Here is a 17,812-nt window from a genome sequence, read left to right as displayed (position 1 = left end):
CAGAGGATGATTAACGGCACAAAAGCAGTGGATCGCGCCCTGCGCTGGGGCATGGTTGGCGGCGGCGGCACCAGCCAGATTGGCTATATTCATCGCTCCGCAGCGCTGCGCGACGGCAACTTCAGGCTGCTGGCGGGCGCGTTCGATATCGATGCCGAGCGGGGCCGCGCTTTCGGCACCTCGCTGGGCGTTGCGGCCGAGCGCTGCTATCCCGACTATGAGACGCTGTTTGCTGCGGAAGCGGCACGCGAGGATGGCATTGAAGCGGTCTCTGTCGCCACGCCCAATAACACCCACTTCGCTATCTGCCGTGCCGCGCTCAATGCCGGACTGCACGTCGTCTGCGAAAAGCCGCTCTGCTTTACCACGCAGGAGGCGGACGAGCTGGAACGGCTATGCAAAGAGAAAAACAAGCTGATCGGCGTGACCTATGGCTACGCGGGACACCAGCTGATCCAACAGGCGCGGGAGATGATCGCGCAGGGGATGCTGGGAGAGATCCGCATCGTCAATATGCAGTTCGCCCACGGCTTTCATCATGAAGCCGTGGAGTTGCAAAATCCCAGCACGCGCTGGCGCGTCGATCCCAGATTTGTCGGGCCTAGCTATGTACTGGGCGATCTGGCAACCCATCCGCTGTTTCTCGCTGAAACCATGGCGCCGCAGCTGAAAGTCAAACGGCTACTCTGCTCGCGGCAGAGCTTTATCGCCTCGCGCGCGCCGCTGGAGGATAACGCCTTTGTAATGATGGAGTACGAGAACGGCGCGGTCGGCACACTCTGGGCGTCGGCGGTGAACTGCGGCTCGATGCATGGCCAGAAGATCCGTATTGTCGGCGCGAAGGCGAGTCTGGAGTGGTGGGACGAACAGCCTAATCAGCTGCGCTACGAAGTGCAGGGCGAACCGGTGCGTATTCTTGAGCGCGGCATGCCGTACCTGACGCCGCGTGCGCTGGAAGAGGACCGCATTGGCGGTGGCCATCCTGAAGGCCTTTTTGAGGCCTGGTCGAATCTCTATCGCCGTTTTGCCCAGGCGTTCGCCGCCAGCGATCGCGGTGACGCCGCTTTTCTGCAAACCTTCTGGTATCCGGATGTTCATGCAGGTTTAGCGGGCGTGCGCTGGGTCGAGCAGTGCGTTAAGTCAGCGGATGCGGGCGCGGTCTGGGTTGAGTGCTAGCGGCTCTCTGGCGCGCGCCGTTATTTTGACGCACGATGCGGCGAGGATATTTCGATGACGGGTTCCGCACAAAAGCAAAAACCCAGCCATAAGGCTGGGTTCTTTAATTCGTGGTGCCCGAACCCGGAATCGAACCAGGGACACGGGGATTTTCAATCCCCTGCTCTACCGACTGAGCTATTCGGGCAACGGGGCGCATTAAACCGTAATGGCCGCTTCGCGTCAACGCCTTTCCGGTAAAAAAGCGGGAAAACGTGACTGATTGCCTGATTTTCAGGCAGAAGCGGCAAAACCCTAAGCCAGCGCGCCGTTGGCGCGGCACAGCGCGATGCGCAGCACATCTTCCGCCAGCCGTTTGGCTGTCGCGACATCCTGTACATTACGCTTCACCAGCAGCTTGCTGAGACAGCCTTCCAGGATAAGCTCCAGCTGATCCGCCACCATTGTCGGATTATCCAGCCCCAGCTCCACCAGAATGCTATGGGTGAAGTGCCAGGAGGCCTGTTTCTGCTGTTCGGCAATCTGATGCACCGGCTGGTCCGGCTGCGGATAAAAGCTGCAGGCCGCAATAAACAGGCAGCCAGGATAGCGCCCCTTTTGCACCTGTTCGCTCAGCACCTGATAGCGCGCCAGCAACTTCTGCTCGCCGTCGAACTTATCGCTGAGCAAAACCTGGCGCCGCCAGCTGTCGATCTGCTGGCCGTGATAGCGCAGCGCATCGTAGAGCAGGGCATCGCTATCGGGCCAGAATTTCTCTAGCTGCGCCAGCGACAGTTCGCTGTTGGCAGACAGCTGCGGTAGTAATGACGTCGTCGCCGCCAGTCCATTTTTTTCGAGCACGTTCAACGTATGCTCGAGTATCTGTTCACGCTGCAAGTGACGTCTCCTCTCTGTACGAGTCCGCCTGTGGCGGAGTTACTCCAGTGTCGTTTAGCGCGTCCGATTCTGCAAATGCGCGCGGAAATCCTCAGCGTTGAGGAAGCCCGTCACGCGAGAATCCGGGATCTCACGGCCCTGCGCATCAAAAAACAGAATGGTCGGCAGGCCGAGCACCTGAAGATGCTGCAACAGGGCGTTATCCGTGGCGTTATTCGCGGTTACGTTAGCCTGCAACAGCTGAAAACGGCTCAGCGCTTCGCGCACGCCCGGATCGCTAAAGGTGTATTTTTCAAACTCCTTGCATGCCACGCACCAGTCGGCATAGAGATCGACCATGGTAACGCGGCCGTTAGCCTGCCGCAGCGCCTCGTCCAGCTGCGGCGCAGAGGCGATACGCTGAAAGGGTAGCTGCGCTGCCGTCTGCGAGGCAGCAGGCGCGTTCCAGACCCACTCCTGTAACGGGCGGGCGCTGATTAACGCCGCAGCCAGCATCACCATCTGCAGGATACGCCATTTGCCGCCGTGGCCGCGCAGGCTGCTGCAAAACGCCCAGGCGAAGCCAGCGACGCCCAGCGCGCTCCAGAGCCGCGCTCCCCAGAGATCGCCCAGTACGCGCTCCAGTAAAAAGACCGGCAGCGCAAGAATAACGAAGCCGAAGCCCTGCTTGACCGTCTGCATCCAGGGGCCGCTTTTCGGCAGCAGGCGGTTGCCAAACACCGTCACCGCAATCAGCGGCAGGCCCATGCCCATTGCGTAGAGCCACAGCGTGCCCGCACCGGCCCAGAGATTACCGCTCTGGGCGATATAGAGCAGGATGGCGCTGAGCGGCGCAGTGGTGCAGGGCGAGCAGATCAGCCCCGCCAGCGCGCCCATCAGGAAGACGCCGGGCAGCGAACCGCCCTGCTGGCGATTGCTCCAGAGCGTCAGGCGCGTCTGGACGCTGGCGGGAAGCTGCAGCTGGAACAGACCAAACATCGAAAGCGCCAGCAGGGTGAAAATCAGCGACAGACCGATCAGGACATAGGGGTGCTGCAGCGCCGCCTGAAAGCGCAGGCCCGCCGCCGCAACCACCACGCCCAGCAGCGTATAGGTGAGCGCCATGCCCAGGACATAGACTAACGCCAGGCTAAACAGCCGCAGCAGAGAGCCGCTGCGCTGGCCGCCGAGGATAATCCCGGCGATCAGGGGATACATCGGCAGTACGCAGGGGGTAAAGGCGACGCCGATGCCGATCAACAGCGCCCAGAGCGGTGAGAAGGGCAGCGGCGTTGCGGGAGCGGGCGAGGCGCTGACCGCTGGCGTCGCCGCGTCGGCGGCCACTGGCGTTAGCGGAATGGTGCGCGTTTCAGGCGGATAGCAGAAGCCTGCCGCCGCGCAGCCCTGATAGGTCACAACAAGGCTGGCGCCGCTGGCGGCCTGCTGTAGCTGTACCGGCACGCGGAGATCCTGCGGATAGATTTCGCTTTTGCCGTAGAACTCATCCTCATGCGGCTGGCCTGGCGGCAGCGCCACTGGCGCCATCTGCGCCTGGCGCGCGCTGAAATGAATCTGCTGTCGGTAAAGGTAGTAACCCTCTTTGACCTTCCAGTTGAGGGTCAGCTGATGGCCCTGCTGGCTAAAGTCGAAGGCAAACGCCTGATCCACAGGAACAAAGCGGCTATTGCCGTTAGAGGTGAAAATCGACGCCTGCGTCGGCAGCGCGATAAACAGCGCCAGCACAAAGGCGATCAGGCAAGAGATGCGTGCAGCCATGACAAGTATTCACTGTCTCCATATTGAACCGGTAGCGCCAGCAGTTCAGGCACATCGTAAGGATGTTCGCGCTTAAGCAGATCCATCAGCGCCTGCTGGTGCGTCGTATCGCTTTTTAACAGCAGCTGAACTTCGCTAGCCTGCTCAAGTTTGCCTTGCCAGACGTAAAGCGAAGTTGCGCCGGGCAGCAGCGTAACGCAGGCGGCAAGCTTCGCTTCCAGCGCCTGGGCGGCGAGCCGACGCGCGCAGGCTTCATCCGGCGCGGTACAAAGAATCACAACGGCGTTCATTGCGTCGCTCCTGTTGCGGAAAGCGAGGATGATAGCACGCCCGCGGCGCTTCAGGCTTTACAGGTTGTAACGGCGCTACAGCACCAGACCGCCAATCAAAAAGCCAAACAGCACCGAAAGCGCAATCGCCAGCACGCCGGGCACGATAAAGGCGTGATTGAAAACATAGTTGCCGATCCGCGTCGATCCGGTATCGTCCATCTCCACGGCGGCGAGCAGCGTCGGATAGGTCGGCAGCACGAACAGCGCGGAAACGGCGGCGAAGGAAGCGATGGCGGTATGCGGCGAAACGCCCAGCAGCAGAGCGGCGGGCATCAGCGCTTTGGCGGTCGCCGCCTGCGAATAGAGCAGCATCGAGGCGAAAAAGAGCGCTACCGCCAGCAGCCAGGGCGCCTGCTGCAACAGACCACCCGCCAGTTGCTGGATCTCGCCGATATGCGCTTTGACGAAGGTGTCGCCGAGCCAGGCGACGCCCATCACGCAGACGCAGGCGCTCATGCCTGACTTAAAGGTGCTGGCGCTGAGGATGGCGCTGGTGTCAATTTTGCAGCTCAGCGAGATCAGCGTTGCGATGGTCAGCATAAACACCACTATCGCTTCGTTGCGCGGCAGCGGCGGATTGGCTATTAATCCCACCCCGTCGCTGATGGCGGTGGCGTAGAGCACCACGGCGGCGATACCGACCAGAAATAGCAGCACCGATCGTTTTGCGCCCGGCTTCTCCTCATAGCGGCTGGCCCCGCGCAGGCGCACTTCGCCTTTGGCAAGGCGCGCCTGGTAAACCTCATCTTCATGCAGCTCTTTGCCGAGGAAGTTGGTCACCAGCGCCGCGAGAAACAGGCCGATCATCGTCGAGGGGATCGCGACCGCCAGCAGGGAGATATAGCCGACGCCGCGTGGCTCCAGCAGGGAGGCGAAGAAGACCACCGCGGCGGAGAGCGGCGAAGCGGTAATGGCAATCTGCGAGGCGACCACGGCGATAGAGAGCGGACGCGACGGGCGAACGCCTTGCTCTTTCGCGACTTCGGCAATAACCGGCAGCGTCGAGAAGGCGGTATGGCCGGTGCCGGCCAGCAGCGTCATCATATAGGTTACCAGCGGTGCCAGCAGGGTGACGTAGCGCGGATGGCGGCGCAGCAGCCGTTCCGCCAGGCTAACCAGATAGTCCATGCCGCCCGCTACCTGCATCGCGGCGATAGCAGCAATCACCGCCATAATAATTTCAATGACATCAAAAGGGATTGCGCCCGGCTTCAGCCCACAGACCAGCGTCAGCGCCAGCACGCCCAGACCGCCCGCGAAGCCGATACCGATCCCGCCCAGACGCGCGCCCAACCAGATCGCCAGCAGGACGATCGCTAATTCAACGACGATCATTCGTCACCTCATCAGAGTGAAAAGAGCCGGTTATGTACCAAATAAAAAGGCGCGCCGTGTTGATCGCGGCGCGCCTTTCTTCTTAATTACGTGAAAGAGTTACTGTTCGTTTTCGTCAGTGTAGCGACGGGCTTTATAAACCGGGTACATCAGGTTCTGCACCGAGAAAATGTCGTCCAGCTCGCTTTCGGTCAACAGACCGCGCTCCAGCACGACTTCGCGCACGCTTTTACCTGTCTCCGCGCAGATCTTGCCGACGATATCGCCGTTGTGATGACCAATATACGGGTTGAGGTAGGTCACGATGCCGATAGAGTTGAAGACATAGGCTTCGCACACCGCTTTGTTGGCGGTAATGCCGTTAACGCATTTTTCCAGCAGGTTGTAGCAGGCGTTGGTCAGAATGCTGATTGACTCAAACAGCGCCTGGCCGATCACCGGCTCCATTACGTTGAGCTGTAGCTGACCCGCTTCCGCCGCCATGGTCAACGTGGTGTCGTTGCCGATCACCTTGAAGCAAACCTGGTTAACCACCTCCGGCACGACCGGGTTGACCTTCGCGGGCATGATCGAAGAGCCAGCCTGCAGCTCTGGCAGGTTGATCTCGTTAAGGCCCGCGCGCGGACCAGAAGAGAGCAGGCGCAGGTCGTTACAGATCTTCGACAGCTTCACCGCCAGGCGCTTCAGCGAGGAGTGCACCATTACGTAGGCGCCGCAGTCGGAGGTCGCTTCGATCAGATCTTCTGCCGGCACCACCGGCAGGTTGCTGACTTCGGCGAGACGCTGGACCGCCAGCTGCTGATAGCCGTCCGGCGTGTTCAGACGCGTACCGATCGCCGTAGCGCCGAGGTTCACCTCCAGCAGCAGTTCAGCGGTGCGCAGAATGTTGCGCGTCTCTTCGTTCAGCAGGACGTGAAAAGCGTGAAACTCCTGGCCCAGCGTCATCGGCACCGCGTCCTGCAGCTGCGTACGGCCCATTTTGAGAATGGTCTCGAACTCTGCCGCTTTACGCTCAAAGCCTTCGCCCAGCTCTTTAATGGCGTCCAGCAGCTTCAGGATCGAGCTGTAGACCGCGATGCGGAAACCGGTGGGGTAGGCGTCGTTAGTGGACTGGCACTTATTAACGTGATCGTTCGGGTTGAGGAACTGGTATTCGCCTTTCTGATGGCCCATCAGCTCCAGCCCGATATTAGCCAGCACTTCGTTGGTGTTCATATTGACCGAAGTGCCCGCGCCGCCCTGATAAACGTCGACCGGAAACTGATCCATGCACTTGCCGTTGTTCAGCACCTCATCACAGGCCTGAATGATGGTATTGGCGATATTGCGCGGGATGGTCTGCAGCTCTTTATTGGCGAGCGCGGCGGCCTTTTTCACCATCACCATGCCACGCACGAATTCGGGAATGTCGCTGATTTTACTGTTGCTGATACGGAAATTTTCAATCGCACGCAGAGTATGAACGCCGTAGTAGGCATCGGCGGGGACTTCACGCATGCCTAGCAGGTCTTCTTCGATACGAATGTTGTTCGCCATGATAACCTTCTTGTTATTGGCCGCTTGCGCTGGCGCCATCCATCACAGGTGATGTATTGATTTGTCGTGGAAAGCCGGAGCGGACAGTGTATCCGCCTCGCCACCGGCGCGCACGATCATATGCTGCTGCCGGGCTAAAGCGCGAGCGTGGATACGTATCCATGCATCAATTATCGTCGCAATAACCACGATATGTGATATCGCGCACAAATTTAACCCTACTGTAAATATTTGAAAACAGCGGTTGAATTAGCCGCGTCACAGGCCCATCTCATGGCTATGCCGTTTAACAGGGCATTTTTCGCTGTCTGCCTGACGCAGAGCAGCCCGACTAAAAGGAGAATACGGTGCGCTGGTTACCGTTAATCATTATTTTTGCGCTCGCCTGGATTGAGATCACGCTGTTTATTCAGGTGGCTCACGCGCTGGGCGTGTTGCTGACCATGCTGCTGGTGATTTTCACCTCGGCGATTGGCGTGTCGCTGGTGAAAAATCAGGGCATGAAAAACTTTATGCTGATGCAGGAGAAGCTGGCGCGCAACGAGAGCCCGGCTGAAGAGATGATCAAAAGCGTGTCGCTGATTATCGCCGGTTTCCTGCTGCTGCTGCCCGGTTTCTTTACCGATTTTCTCGGCCTGCTGCTGCTGTTGCCGCCGGTGCAGAAACATCTGACGCTCAAACTGATGCCGCACCTGCGCGTCTGGCGCGGGCCGGGCGCTGGCCCTGACAGCGGATTTACCGTTGATGGCGAATATGAGCGCAAGGACAGCGATCGTATCGGCCATGACGATCGTCACGATCGCTAAGGGCTTCCAAAAGAAAAGCGTGACCTGCGGGCCACGCTTTTTTTATGCGCGGTGCTAAAAGGGTCGTTGCTGCGCAAAAAACAGGCAGTTGTCATTACCAGGTAAAAAAAATTGTCCTGCCGCCCCTTGAAAGCGATTTTGACCGACCCTATCTCTTGCACCACGAGGCCGGAAGCCCTGCAGCCCGGCGTTCAACCCAAAAATGAATGATTGGACTTCTCAAAGGAGAGCTATCTAATGAAAATTCGTCCGTTGCACGATCGCGTTATCGTCAAGCGTAAAGAAGTTGAAGCTAAATCTGCTGGCGGCATCGTTCTGACCGGCTCTGCAGCAGGCAAATCAACCCGTGGTGAAGTTCTGGCCGTGGGCAATGGTCGCATCCTGGAAAATGGCGATGTGAAGCCGCTGGACGTCAAAGTGGGCGACCTGGTGATCTTTAGCGAAGGTTACGGCGCAAAAACCGAAAAGATCGACAACGAAGAAGTGCTGATCATCTCTGAAAGCGACATTCTGGCGATTGTTGAAGCGTAATTACGCGAAATTCACTGAACGAAACGAATTTAAGGGACAATTGAAATGGCAGCTAAAGACGTAAAATTCGGTAATGACGCTCGCGTAAAAATGCTGCGCGGCGTGAACGTACTGGCAGATGCAGTAAAAGTTACCCTGGGCCCGAAAGGCCGTAACGTGGTTCTGGATAAATCTTTTGGTGCACCGACCATCACTAAAGATGGCGTGTCCGTAGCGCGTGAAATCGAGCTGGAAGACAAGTTCGAAAACATGGGCGCGCAGATGGTGAAAGAAGTCGCGTCTAAAGCTAACGACGCAGCGGGCGACGGCACCACCACCGCGACCGTACTGGCGCAGTCTATCGTTAACGAAGGTCTGAAAGCTGTAGCTGCAGGCATGAACCCGATGGATCTGAAGCGCGGTATCGACAAAGCCGTTATCGCCGCCGTTGAGCAGCTGAAAGCGCTGTCTGTACCTTGCTCTGACTCTAAAGCTATCGCTCAGGTCGGCACCATTTCCGCTAACTCCGATGAAAGCGTCGGTACCCTGATCGCGCAGGCGATGGAAAAAGTGGGTAAAGAAGGCGTAATCACCGTTGAAGAAGGCACCGGTCTGCAGGACGAGCTGGACGTGGTTGAAGGTATGCAGTTCGATCGCGGCTACCTCTCTCCGTACTTCATCAACAAGCCGGAAACTGGCGCAGTAGAGCTGGAATCACCGTTCATCCTGCTGGCTGACAAAAAAATCTCCAACATCCGCGAAATGCTGCCGGTGCTGGAAGCCGTTGCTAAAGCAGGCAAACCGCTGCTGATCGTCGCTGAAGACGTAGAAGGCGAAGCGCTGGCAACGCTGGTGGTCAACACCATGCGCGGCATCGTGAAAGTTGCTGCAGTGAAAGCGCCGGGCTTCGGCGACCGTCGTAAAGCTATGCTGCAGGATATCGCTATTCTGACCGGCGGTACCGTTATCTCTGAAGAGATCGGTATGGAGCTGGAAAAAGCGGCGCTGGAAGATCTGGGCCAGGCGAAGCGTGTCGTGATCAACAAAGACACCACCACCATCATCGATGGCGTGGGCGAAGAGTCTGCTATTTCCGGCCGTGTGACGCAGATTCGTCAGCAGATCGAAGAAGCGACCTCTGACTACGACAAAGAAAAACTGCAGGAGCGCGTAGCGAAACTGGCAGGCGGCGTTGCCGTTCTGAAAGTGGGCGCAGCAACTGAAGTTGAAATGAAAGAGAAGAAAGCGCGCGTTGAAGATGCCCTGCACGCAACCCGTGCTGCGGTAGAAGAAGGCGTGGTAGCTGGCGGCGGCGTAGCGCTGGTGCGCGTAGCGGCACAGCTTGCTGACCTGACTGGCCAGAACGAAGATCAGAACGTCGGTATCAAAGTCGCGCTGCGCGCGATGGAAGCGCCGCTGCGTCAGATCGTTTCCAACGCAGGCGAAGAGCCGTCTGTTGTTGCTAACAACGTGAAAAACGGCGACGGCAACTACGGTTACAACGCGCAGACCGAAGAGTACGGCAACATGATCGACTTCGGTATTCTGGATCCGACCAAAGTGACCCGTTCTGCTCTGCAGTACGCGGCCTCTGTTGCCGGTCTGATGATCACCACCGAGTGCATGGTGACCGACCTGCCGAAAGGCGACGCGCCTGATTTAGGTGCTGGCGCTGGCGGCATGGGTGGCATGGGCGGTATGGGCGGCATGATGTAATTGCCCTGACGCTTTCGTCATCTGAAAAACCCCCGATCGGAAACGGTCGGGGGTTTTTCTTTTGCAGATGAAAGGGTATAAGTAAGGGCGCAATACTTCGGCTTTGCGGGTTCAGGGCAATGAATGTTCAGAAAAAAGAGACATTTTTCTGCTACGCTGCCGCCCGATACTGATGATAATAAATGGGGATTACAATGCGGATTAACCTCTTGCTCGGACTGGCGGTCGGCACCTTATTGCTGGCTGGATGCAGCAGCTCTCACCAGTTGAGCGCTGGCGGCGAACGTGTCACCTTCACCGACCAACAACCGGGCAGCGAATGTCAGCTTCTGGGAAATGTCACCGGTTCACAAAGTAACTGGCTGAGCGGCTCCGGCGGCGAAGGCAGCTCTCTGCGCGGCGCAGCCAACGATCTGCGCAACCGCGCGGCGGAAATGGGCGGCAATGTGATTTACGGCGCCACCAGCCCGACGCAAAATCTGTGGTCCGCTTTCGCGCCGCTGGACAGCAAAATGAACGGGCAGGTCTATAAGTGCCCGGCGAAAGGCTGATCGCGTTCGCAAGCTTACTGATAACGGCCGGTCTTTACCGGCCGTAAATTTTTAGCAGGCGCAAAGCCCGGCTTGAGATAGCGGCTTTGCTCTGGCGTCGCCGCTTATGACCCGCAAAGGCAAGGGCAGCCTGACCTCTCTACTCCTGACGCAGCTGCAAATCGAGCGGCGTTTTGCTCGGCTCGCCGCCAATCTCGCGCGCCAGCTTCGGCACCATATATCCAGACACCTGCGTCAGCAGCTCGCGTACCAGCGCACGCGCCTCTTCGTCGGAGACAAAAAAGTGCGCCGCTCCCTGCACCTTATCCAGAACGTGCAGGTAGTAGGGCAGGATGCCCGCGTCGAACAGGGCGTTGCTGAGGTTAGCGAGCGTCTGCGCGTTGTCATTGACGCCGCGCAGCAGCACGCTCTGGTTCAGCAAGGTGACCCCGGCGCGCTTAAGCTGCTGCATGGCAGCCGCCAGCGGTTCGTCAATCTCCTGCGCATGGTTGATATGCGTCACCATCAATACCTGTAAACGCGTTTCGGCGAGGATTTGGCACAACCCGTCGGTAATACGCGCCGGGATCACGACCGGCAGACGACTGTGGATACGCAGGCGTTTCAGGTGCGGGATCTGCGCCAGCGCGTCGATCAGCCACGCCAGCTCATGATCCTTCGCCATCAGCGGATCGCCGCCGGAGAAGATGATTTCGTCCAGCTCGGGATGGGCCGCGATATAGTCGATAGCCGTCTGCCAGTTGCGTTTGTTGCCCTGGTTATCCTGATAGGGAAAGTGACGGCGGAAGCAGTAGCGACAGTTAACCGCGCAGCCGCCTTTAACCAGCAGCAGCGCGCGGTTTCTATACTTATGCAATAAGCCCGGCACCACGCTGCTCTGTTCGTCGAGCGGATCGGCGCTGTAGCCTGGCGCCTGGATAAACTCCTGGCGCTGGGTGAGCACCTGCAGCAGCAAGGGATCCTGCGCATCGCCTGGTTTCATGCGGGCGATAAAGGCGCGCGGCACGCGCAGCGCGAAAAGCCGGCGGGCATCATGACCAGCTGCCAGTTCGGCATGCTGTTCGAGGCCTAAAAGTTGCAGTAATTCATCAGGTTCGGTGACAACATCAGCAAGTTGCTGCAACCAATCTTCTCTGGAAGGGGTTTTTAGGGTTACAATGTGTGCCATTTTTTTGGCTATTACCAGTTCAATATTTACAGAGGGCCTTTATGGCGACTTATCTTAGCAACGATTTTCGTTCCGGTCTTAAAATCATGTTCGAAGGCGAACCTTATGCCATCGAATCCAGTGAATTCGTTAAGCCAGGTAAAGGCCAGGCATTCGCACGCGTTAAAATGCGTCGTCTGCTGACCGGTACGCGCGTTGAGAAAACCTTCAAGTCTACTGACTCAGCTGAAGGTGCGGATGTTATTGATATGACGCTGCAGTATTCTTACAACGACGGCGACTTCTTCTACTTTATGCACCCGGAAACTTTCGAACAGTACCAGGTCGAAGCGAAGATCCTGGAAGACGTGCAGAAGTGGCTGCAGGACAACTCAGAGTGTATCGTCACGCTGTGGAACAACAAAGCCATCGCCGTTCAGCCGCCGAACTTTATCGAAGCAGAAGTCATTGAAACCGATCCGGGCCTGAAAGGCGACACCGCTGGTACAGGCGGCAAGCCTGCCAAACTGGCGACCGGCGCAGTGGTAAAAGTGCCGCTGTTCGTACAGATCGGCGAAGTGGTTAAAGTCGATACCCGCTCCGGCGAATACGTGTCACGCGTAAAATAAGTGCGAAGGCGCATCCTGGGATGCGCCTTTTTCTTTGGTGAGTAAAGAAGAATGAAAAAACAGCTAACGCTTTTCACTCTTGTGCTGCTGGCCTGTTCCGCGCTCAGCGCCTGTAATACTTTTCATGGCTTCGGCGAAGATGTTTCCCACCTTGGCGGCGCCATCTCGCGCGCGGCAAAATAGACCCGGTAGATAACCTTTTTTCTGCGTGTTTCAGTCCGTTTGGCCATAAGCAGTCTATGCTTAAAGCGCTGTACTTGACTGCAACCACAAAAAGGACATTGCCATGTTAAAGAAAAGTATTGTTGCGATTTTCTCAGTGCTGGTGCTCTCTTCTCTGCTGTCCGCCTGTAACACCACCCGTGGTGTTGGCGAGGACGTAGAAGCGGGCGGCCAGGCTATTCAGCGTACTGCGCAGTAAATTCTTCAAGCCGGTACGATCTCTTCGTACCGGTTATTTCTGTTTGACCCAGATAAGCTCATCCACCGGGAAACCGGCCTGCCGCGCCTGATCCACCAGCTTCTGCTTCACGCCCTCTTCCAGCTGCGGCGTGCGCGATAATATCCAGAGATAGTGACGGTTGGGGCCGCACACCAGCGCATAGCGGTAATCCTTATCCAGTGCGATAACGTTGTATCCGGCGTAGAAAGGTCCAAAGAACGAGACTTTCAGGGAGGCGCGCTGCGGATCGCCGGTAAAGTACGCCTTGCCTTCGCTCTCCTGCCATTTCTGCTTCTGCGGCTTGTAGCCGCGGTTAACCACCTTGATACCGCCGTCATCGCGCGGGCTATAGGTTGCGGTCACCTGTTCCAGACCGCGCTCGAAGCGGTGATCGAGACGCGCTATTTCATACCAGGTGCCGAGGTAACGCTGGCTGTCGAACCCTTCGACAACGGTAACGTTTTTCGGCGGCGTGGTAGAGCAGGCTACTGAAAGCACTGAACTCAGGCCTGCAATAAAGGTTTTCCATGGGGACATACACGATTCCTTTTTAGCTGAACAGATTAAGTATAGATGCCGCTGCGATTTTTCCCTGGGTTTGGGCGGCTCATTGTCTGCCGAGAGCATTGCAGGTAGACTTCCACCCCTTATTTGTATACGGAGTCATCACCATGAGCGAAACGGCAAGCTGGCAGCCGAGCGCACCCATTGCCAATTTGTTGAAACGTGCGGCTATCCTCGCGGAAATTCGACGTTTCTTTGCCGATCGCGGCGTGCTTGAGGTCGATACGCCGGCGATGAGCCAGGCGACCGTCACCGATATCCATCTGGTGCCCTTTCAGACGCGCTTTGTTGGCCCCGGCGCGACGCAGGGACGCGATCTCTGGCTGATGACCAGCCCGGAATACCATATGAAGCGTCTGCTGGCCGCGGGCAGCGGGCCCATTTATCAGATGGGGCGCTGCTTTCGTAACGAGGAGGCGGGTCGTCACCACAATCCTGAATTCACCATGCTGGAGTGGTATCGTCCGCACTACGATATGTATCGCCTGATGAATGAGGTTGACGATCTGCTGCAGCAGGTGCTGGAGTGCGACAGCGCTGAGTCGCTCTCTTACCAGCAGGCGTTTATTCGCCATCTCAATCTCGACCCCTTGTCAGCCGATAAAGCGCAGCTGCGCGAAGCGGCGGAGAAGCTGGGTGAAGGCGAGCTGGCAAACCGCGAAGAGGATCGCGATACCCTGCTGATGCTGCTGTTTATGCTGGGTGTTGAGCCGAAGATTGGCATTGATAAGCCGACCTTCGTTTACCATTTTCCAGCCAGCCAGGCGGCGCTGGCTGAGATCAGCACTGAAGATCACCGCGTTGCGGAGCGTTTTGAGGTCTATTACAAAGGCGTGGAACTGGCGAACGGTTTCCGTGAACTGACCGATAGTCGCGAGCAGCGTCAGCGTTTTGAGCAGGATAACCGTCGGCGCGCAGCGCGTGGGCTGCCGCAGCATCCGGTCGATAATTTTCTGCTGGATGCGCTGGCGCATGGCATGCCTGCCTGTTCCGGCGTGGCGCTCGGCGTGGATCGTCTGATTATGCTGGCGCTGAAGGCGGATTCGCTGAGCGAGGTTATCGCTTTCCCGGTGGATCGCAGTTAGAAGCGGCTTTTTGCTATTGGCAAACGGCAGCCAAAGCTAAGGAGTGGGTGGTATGGACCGAAGAGCAAAGCGTCCCGCGCCACGGATGGCGCGGGCCGAGCTGGCAGGGATGCCGTCTTTTGCGTCTTTGCGATCGGGCCATACCACCCGCGACGGCACCCTCCTGGCAGCTCAGAATCAGTTCTCGCTGTCAGGAAACTCCTGAATAGTGACCGGCAGCGTCAGCTTCTGATCGTTGCGTAATACGTCAACTTTAATCACCGACCCTGGGCGGATCTCCGCGACCTGATCCATCGTCTCCTGAGCGGAAACGGCCGGTTTGCCGTTGACGCTCAGCAGCACGTCATTCACCTGAATGCCTGCTTTCTCCGCCGGGCCGCCAGGCGTCACCACGCTAACGATAATGCCCTGAACGTGATCGATACCGCTGCCCTGATTATGCAGCGCAGGCAGCTCGCGCCCGGTAATGCCGATATAGCCCCGAATAACGCGGCCGTCGCGGATCAGCTTATCCATAATCTTGCTCGCCAGCGCGGTAGGAATGGCGAAACCAATGCCTTCCGGCGTCTCGCCGTCGTTGCTTTTATCAAAGGTCAGGGTGTTGATGCCCATTAGCTCGCCCAGCGAGTTAATCAGCGCGCCGCCGGAGTTGCCCTGATTGATGGAGGCGTCAGTTTGCAGGAAGTTCTGGCGCCCCGATGAGCTCAACCCGACGCGGCCAGTGGCGCTGATAATACCCTGCGTAACGGTTTGCCCCAGGTTATAGGGGTTGCCGATCGCCATCACCACATCGCCGATATGCGGCACGCGGTGTGGGTTAATCGGGATAACCGGCAGGCTGGAGGCGGTAATTTTCAGCACCGCCAGATCGGTCATTGCGTCCGAACCTACCAGGTTGGCTTCAAAGAAACGGCCATCCTGCAGCGCGACGATAATCTGATCGGCGTTGTTGATAACGTGCTTGTTGGTAAGGATGTAGCCTTTAGCGTTCATGATCACGCCGGAACCCAGCGTGGTAATGCCGCGGTTGTTATTGCCGTGGGCGCTGCGGTTGTAGACGTTGACTACTGCGGGCACAGCGCGGCGGACGCCGGCATTAAAGCTGAATGGCGTCTTATCGTTGCTGTCGTCATGGTCGAGAAGGGCGCTGGTGCCGCCCATACGCAGTGCGGGCAGCGCCGCAAGCAAAATGCCCGCGACTATCAGGCCCAACACCACTGAACGCAAAAGTTTAGGAAACATGGTGTTAACTTACGCCAGGGGGAGATCGCAGGGCAGAATAGCACGAGAAAGGCGAACAAACACGCGATCGTGTTGTTCGCCTGTAGAGAAGATTAACGCAGCAGCAGGTAGATAGATTCGTCGCCGCGCACCACGTTCAGCGCCAGCACCGGCGGTTTACCTTCCAGCACCTTGCGCATCTCAGCGAGGCTGTTAACGCGCGTGCGGTTAACGCCGACGATCACATCATCTTTTTGCAGACCGACCTGCTCAGCAGGCGTGCCTTTTTCAATGCTGTCGATCTTCACGCCTTTATCGCCAGTTTTCGTCGCGCCGTCGCTCAGCATTGCGCCCTGCAGCGCAGGCGACATTAACTGGGCGCTCGCAGTGCTCTGCGCGCTTTGCTCCAGCGTTACCTCGACCGAGAGCGGCTTGCCGTCGCGCAGCAGGCCGAGCTTCACTTTTTCGCCCGGCGCGGTGGTGCCCACCTTCACGCGCAGTTCAGCAAAGCTGGTGATCGGCTTGTCGTTAATCGAGGTGATAATATCGCCTGACTTAATCCCCGCTTTCTGGGCGGCGGACTGTGGCAGCACCTCGGAGACGAACGCGCCGCGCTGCGCATCGACGTTAAACGCCTTGGCGATATCCGCCGTCATTTCGGTACCTTTGATACCGAGCTGGCCGCGTTTCACTTCGCCATATTTAATCAGCTGCTGCGCCAGATTCATCGCCATGTCGCTGGGGATAGCGAAGCCGATGCCGATATTGCCGCCGCTTGAGGCCAGGATCGCCGTGTTGATGCCGATCAGCTCGCCATTAAGATTGACCAGCGCGCCGCCGGAGTTGCCGCGGTTAATAGCGGCGTCGGTCTGGATAAAGTTTTCCAGGCCTTCCAGATTAAGCCCGCTGCGGCCCAGCGCAGAGATAATGCCGGAGGTGGCGGTCTGACCCAGACCAAACGGGTTGCCGATCGCCACGGCGAAGTCGCCGACTTTCAGCTGATCGGAGTCGGCGATTTTCACCTGAGTCAGGTTCTTCGCGCCTTCAACCTGAATCAAGGCGATATCGGTCTGTTCGTCATGTCCAATCAGCTTCGCGTCATATTCGCTGCCGTCGCCAAGCTGCACGCTGATTTTGTCCGCGCCGTTAACCACGTGGTTATTGGTAAGGATATAGCCCTTAGCGGCGTCGATAATCACGCCGGAGCCCAACCCTTCAAAAGGCTGCGCCTGATCGCCGCCCGGTCCCTGACCGAAGAAGCGTTTTAACGGCTCAGGAATATCCTGCGCCTGGCTGGCTGCTTCCGTACCTTCAACATGGACGCTGACTACCGCCGGCAACACTTTTTCCAGCATTGGCGCCAGGCTGGGTAATGGCTGGCCCTGAATCTGCGCGGGTAATGTCGCCATTGCAGCAGGCGCTGCGGCAAGGCTCATCCCAATACTCAAGGCTAATGCGCTTAACAGTCGTGCTTGTTTTTTCATTGCTACAACGCTCTCGCTGCGAAAAGTGGGGGAGTAAACGTATGTGACAGCTGATTCAGGGTCGGGTTCGCAAAAATGCGGGGCGCAACGTGATTGCGCCCCAATAAGATTAGTCGCGCGCGGCGCGTTCGCCACGCAGCAGGCCGGAAGCGCCTTCAGAATAGTCGCGCGGGATCTGAACCGGCGCCTGATCGTTATCCGCTTCCGCTTCAGTCAGCTGATAGGCAAAAGGATTTTTTTCGCCCGGCAGGTTCGGCAGCAGATCGTTCGATCCTTTCGCCATATGCTGATAAAGCTGGCGATAGTCGCGCGCCATATTATCCAGCAGCTCTGCGCTCTGCGCGAAGTGGTTAGTGAGCTCTTCGCGGTAATCCGCCAGCTCCGCTTTGGACTTCTCCAGTTCGTACTGCATGCTGCGCTGTTCACGCAGCTTTTTGTTACCAAAACGCATGGCAACCGCGCCGATAATAATGCCAATTACTAAACCAATTAGCCCGTATTCCCAGGTCATAATGACTCCCATGTAATTTCCGTTGCTTGTAGGGCATCCACCATTTCAATAATAGCCACTATACCCGTTAATCTTATGGATGTGGAACTCTGAGGCGGCATGCCTTAGTGTAGAGCGGCCTTTTTTTCATCAACCG

At 57.7% G+C, this 17,812-nt stretch carries 19 protein-coding genes and 1 tRNA gene; 9 read left to right on the top strand and 11 right to left on the bottom strand.

Translation table 11 applies throughout. The features are described 5' to 3' along the window. Positions 1-6: 6 nt before the first annotated feature. A complete protein-coding gene (locus MHZ89_RS12675; RefSeq protein ID WP_311783266.1) occupies positions 7-1,176 on the top strand; it encodes a Gfo/Idh/MocA family oxidoreductase in 1,170 nt (389 codons plus the stop codon). 111 nt (positions 1,177-1,287) lie between these two features. On the opposite strand, the gene MHZ89_RS12670 is transcribed toward MHZ89_RS12675, so the two are convergent. The 6 genes from MHZ89_RS12670 to aspA all read right to left on the bottom strand — a co-directional run bounded on the left by MHZ89_RS12670 (position 1,288) and on the right by aspA (position 7,010). After that, a tRNA-Phe gene (locus MHZ89_RS12670) sits at positions 1,288-1,363 on the bottom strand. Positions 1,364-1,470: 107 nt separating this feature from the next. Continuing rightward, positions 1,471-2,052 carry a division control transcriptional repressor DicD gene (gene dicD, locus MHZ89_RS12665; RefSeq protein WP_311783265.1) on the bottom strand — a complete coding sequence of 194 codons (582 nt, stop codon included), beginning with the start codon at positions 2,050-2,052 and terminating at the stop codon, positions 1,471-1,473. 54 nt (positions 2,053-2,106) lie between these two features. Beyond that, positions 2,107-3,807 carry a protein-disulfide reductase DsbD gene (locus tag MHZ89_RS12660; RefSeq protein WP_311783264.1) on the bottom strand — a complete coding sequence of 567 codons (1,701 nt, stop codon included), beginning with the start codon at positions 3,805-3,807 and terminating at the stop codon, positions 2,107-2,109. Further along, positions 3,783-4,097 (bottom strand): divalent cation tolerance protein CutA, encoded by a 315-nt coding sequence (gene cutA / locus MHZ89_RS12655; protein ID WP_311783263.1) that lies wholly within the window; start codon positions 4,095-4,097, stop codon positions 3,783-3,785. Before cutA ends, MHZ89_RS12660 begins: the two co-directional genes overlap by 25 nt. Before the next feature lie 75 nt (positions 4,098-4,172). Further along, on the bottom strand, positions 4,173-5,474 hold the full coding sequence (locus MHZ89_RS12650) for an anaerobic C4-dicarboxylate transporter (protein WP_311783262.1): 1,302 nt from the start codon (positions 5,472-5,474) through the stop codon (positions 4,173-4,175). 99 nt (positions 5,475-5,573) lie between these two features. Next, positions 5,574-7,010, bottom strand: coding sequence for an aspartate ammonia-lyase (gene aspA, locus MHZ89_RS12645; RefSeq protein WP_311783261.1), 1,437 nt, complete (start codon positions 7,008-7,010; stop codon positions 5,574-5,576). 347 nt (positions 7,011-7,357) lie between these two features. Here aspA and MHZ89_RS12640 point away from each other — a divergent pair, with 347 nt between their 5' ends. From MHZ89_RS12640 to MHZ89_RS12625, 4 genes are all read left to right on the top strand, one after another. Next, positions 7,358-7,816: an FxsA family protein gene (locus MHZ89_RS12640; protein ID WP_033749241.1), complete on the top strand. Its 459-nt coding sequence runs from the start codon at positions 7,358-7,360 to the stop codon at positions 7,814-7,816. Positions 7,817-8,053: 237 nt separating this feature from the next. After that, positions 8,054-8,347 (top strand): co-chaperone GroES, encoded by a 294-nt coding sequence (locus tag MHZ89_RS12635; protein ID WP_021507766.1) that lies wholly within the window; start codon positions 8,054-8,056, stop codon positions 8,345-8,347. A 45-nt stretch (positions 8,348-8,392) separates the two neighbouring features. Then, the gene (groL, locus tag MHZ89_RS12630) at positions 8,393-10,042 is read left to right on the top strand and encodes a chaperonin GroEL (protein ID WP_120455310.1); all 1,650 of its coding nucleotides are present in this window, start codon (positions 8,393-8,395) and stop codon (positions 10,040-10,042) included. Between the two features lie 194 nt (positions 10,043-10,236). Beyond that, on the top strand, positions 10,237-10,593 hold the full coding sequence (locus tag MHZ89_RS12625; protein WP_120455312.1) for a DUF4156 domain-containing protein: 357 nt from the start codon (positions 10,237-10,239) through the stop codon (positions 10,591-10,593). Between the two features lie 139 nt (positions 10,594-10,732). Here MHZ89_RS12625 and epmB read toward each other — a convergent pair whose 3' ends face one another. Further along, a complete protein-coding gene (gene epmB / locus MHZ89_RS12620) occupies positions 10,733-11,761 on the bottom strand; it encodes an EF-P beta-lysylation protein EpmB (protein ID WP_311783260.1) in 1,029 nt (342 codons plus the stop codon). A gap of 41 nt (positions 11,762-11,802) precedes the next feature. On the opposite strand from epmB, the gene efp reads away from it, so the two are divergent. The 3 genes from efp to MHZ89_RS12605 all read left to right on the top strand — a co-directional run bounded on the left by efp (position 11,803) and on the right by MHZ89_RS12605 (position 12,790). Beyond that, complete coding sequence (efp, locus tag MHZ89_RS12615; RefSeq protein WP_311783259.1) at positions 11,803-12,369, top strand: elongation factor P; 567 nt, start codon at positions 11,803-11,805, stop codon at positions 12,367-12,369. Between the two features lie 51 nt (positions 12,370-12,420). After that, positions 12,421-12,552, top strand: coding sequence for an entericidin A/B family lipoprotein (locus tag MHZ89_RS12610; RefSeq protein ID WP_120455318.1), 132 nt, complete (start codon positions 12,421-12,423; stop codon positions 12,550-12,552). 103 nt (positions 12,553-12,655) lie between these two features. Further along, entirely contained in the window at positions 12,656-12,790 is a 135-nt protein-coding gene (locus tag MHZ89_RS12605; RefSeq protein ID WP_033749247.1) for an entericidin A/B family lipoprotein, read from the top strand. A gap of 33 nt (positions 12,791-12,823) precedes the next feature. Here MHZ89_RS12605 and MHZ89_RS12600 read toward each other — a convergent pair whose 3' ends face one another. Beyond that, positions 12,824-13,348 (bottom strand): lipocalin family protein, encoded by a 525-nt coding sequence (locus MHZ89_RS12600; protein ID WP_311783258.1) that lies wholly within the window; start codon positions 13,346-13,348, stop codon positions 12,824-12,826. 134 nt (positions 13,349-13,482) lie between these two features. Here MHZ89_RS12600 and epmA point away from each other — a divergent pair, with 134 nt between their 5' ends. Then, positions 13,483-14,460, top strand: a complete 978-nt coding sequence (gene epmA / locus MHZ89_RS12595) for an elongation factor P--(R)-beta-lysine ligase (protein ID WP_311783257.1) — start codon at positions 13,483-13,485, stop codon at positions 14,458-14,460. A 177-nt stretch (positions 14,461-14,637) separates the two neighbouring features. Here the strand turns inward: epmA and degS are convergent, their stop codons facing one another. From degS to zapG, 3 genes are all read right to left on the bottom strand, one after another. Continuing rightward, on the bottom strand, positions 14,638-15,702 hold the full coding sequence (degS, locus tag MHZ89_RS12590) for an outer membrane-stress sensor serine endopeptidase DegS (RefSeq protein ID WP_311783256.1): 1,065 nt from the start codon (positions 15,700-15,702) through the stop codon (positions 14,638-14,640). A 92-nt stretch (positions 15,703-15,794) separates the two neighbouring features. Further along, positions 15,795-17,165: a serine endoprotease DegQ gene (degQ, locus tag MHZ89_RS12585; RefSeq protein WP_311783255.1), complete on the bottom strand. Its 1,371-nt coding sequence runs from the start codon at positions 17,163-17,165 to the stop codon at positions 15,795-15,797. A 109-nt stretch (positions 17,166-17,274) separates the two neighbouring features. Next, entirely contained in the window at positions 17,275-17,676 is a 402-nt protein-coding gene (gene zapG / locus MHZ89_RS12580; protein ID WP_120455884.1) for a Z-ring associated protein ZapG, read from the bottom strand. Between the last annotated feature and the right edge of the window lie 136 nt (positions 17,677-17,812).

This window comes from Pantoea sp. ACRSB (assembly GCF_022346905.1).
Classification (GTDB): Bacteria; Pseudomonadota; Gammaproteobacteria; order Enterobacterales; family Enterobacteriaceae; genus Pantoea; species Pantoea piersonii.
Note: the sequence above shows the minus strand (reverse complement) of the source record. Positions and strands in the feature narration are given on the sequence as shown.

Bases quoted from the DNA above. Each gene is read 5' to 3' on its own strand.
- MHZ89_RS12675 (WP_311783266.1), top strand. From the start codon at position 7: ATGATTAACGGCACAAAAGCAGTGGATCGCGCCCTGCGCTGGGGCATG.
- MHZ89_RS12660 (WP_311783264.1), bottom strand. From the start codon at position 3,807: ATGGCTGCACGCATCTCTTGCCTGATCGCCTTTGTGCTGGCGCTGTTT.
- cutA (WP_311783263.1), bottom strand. From the start codon at position 4,097: ATGAACGCCGTTGTGATTCTTTGTACCGCGCCGGATGAAGCCTGCGCG.
- MHZ89_RS12650 (WP_311783262.1), bottom strand. From the start codon at position 5,474: ATGATCGTCGTTGAATTAGCGATCGTCCTGCTGGCGATCTGGTTGGGC.
- aspA (WP_311783261.1), bottom strand. From the start codon at position 7,010: ATGGCGAACAACATTCGTATCGAAGAAGACCTGCTAGGCATGCGTGAA.
- MHZ89_RS12635 (WP_021507766.1), top strand. From the start codon at position 8,054: ATGAAAATTCGTCCGTTGCACGATCGCGTTATCGTCAAGCGTAAAGAA.
- groL (WP_120455310.1), top strand. From the start codon at position 8,393: ATGGCAGCTAAAGACGTAAAATTCGGTAATGACGCTCGCGTAAAAATG.
- MHZ89_RS12625 (WP_120455312.1), top strand. From the start codon at position 10,237: ATGCGGATTAACCTCTTGCTCGGACTGGCGGTCGGCACCTTATTGCTG.
- epmB (WP_311783260.1), bottom strand. From the start codon at position 11,761: ATGGCACACATTGTAACCCTAAAAACCCCTTCCAGAGAAGATTGGTTG.
- efp (WP_311783259.1), top strand. From the start codon at position 11,803: ATGGCGACTTATCTTAGCAACGATTTTCGTTCCGGTCTTAAAATCATG.
- MHZ89_RS12610 (WP_120455318.1), top strand. From the start codon at position 12,421: ATGAAAAAACAGCTAACGCTTTTCACTCTTGTGCTGCTGGCCTGTTCC.
- MHZ89_RS12605 (WP_033749247.1), top strand. From the start codon at position 12,656: ATGTTAAAGAAAAGTATTGTTGCGATTTTCTCAGTGCTGGTGCTCTCT.
- MHZ89_RS12600 (WP_311783258.1), bottom strand. From the start codon at position 13,348: ATGTCCCCATGGAAAACCTTTATTGCAGGCCTGAGTTCAGTGCTTTCA.
- epmA (WP_311783257.1), top strand. From the start codon at position 13,483: ATGAGCGAAACGGCAAGCTGGCAGCCGAGCGCACCCATTGCCAATTTG.
- degS (WP_311783256.1), bottom strand. From the start codon at position 15,702: ATGTTTCCTAAACTTTTGCGTTCAGTGGTGTTGGGCCTGATAGTCGCG.
- degQ (WP_311783255.1), bottom strand. From the start codon at position 17,165: ATGAAAAAACAAGCACGACTGTTAAGCGCATTAGCCTTGAGTATTGGG.
- zapG (WP_120455884.1), bottom strand. From the start codon at position 17,676: ATGACCTGGGAATACGGGCTAATTGGTTTAGTAATTGGCATTATTATC.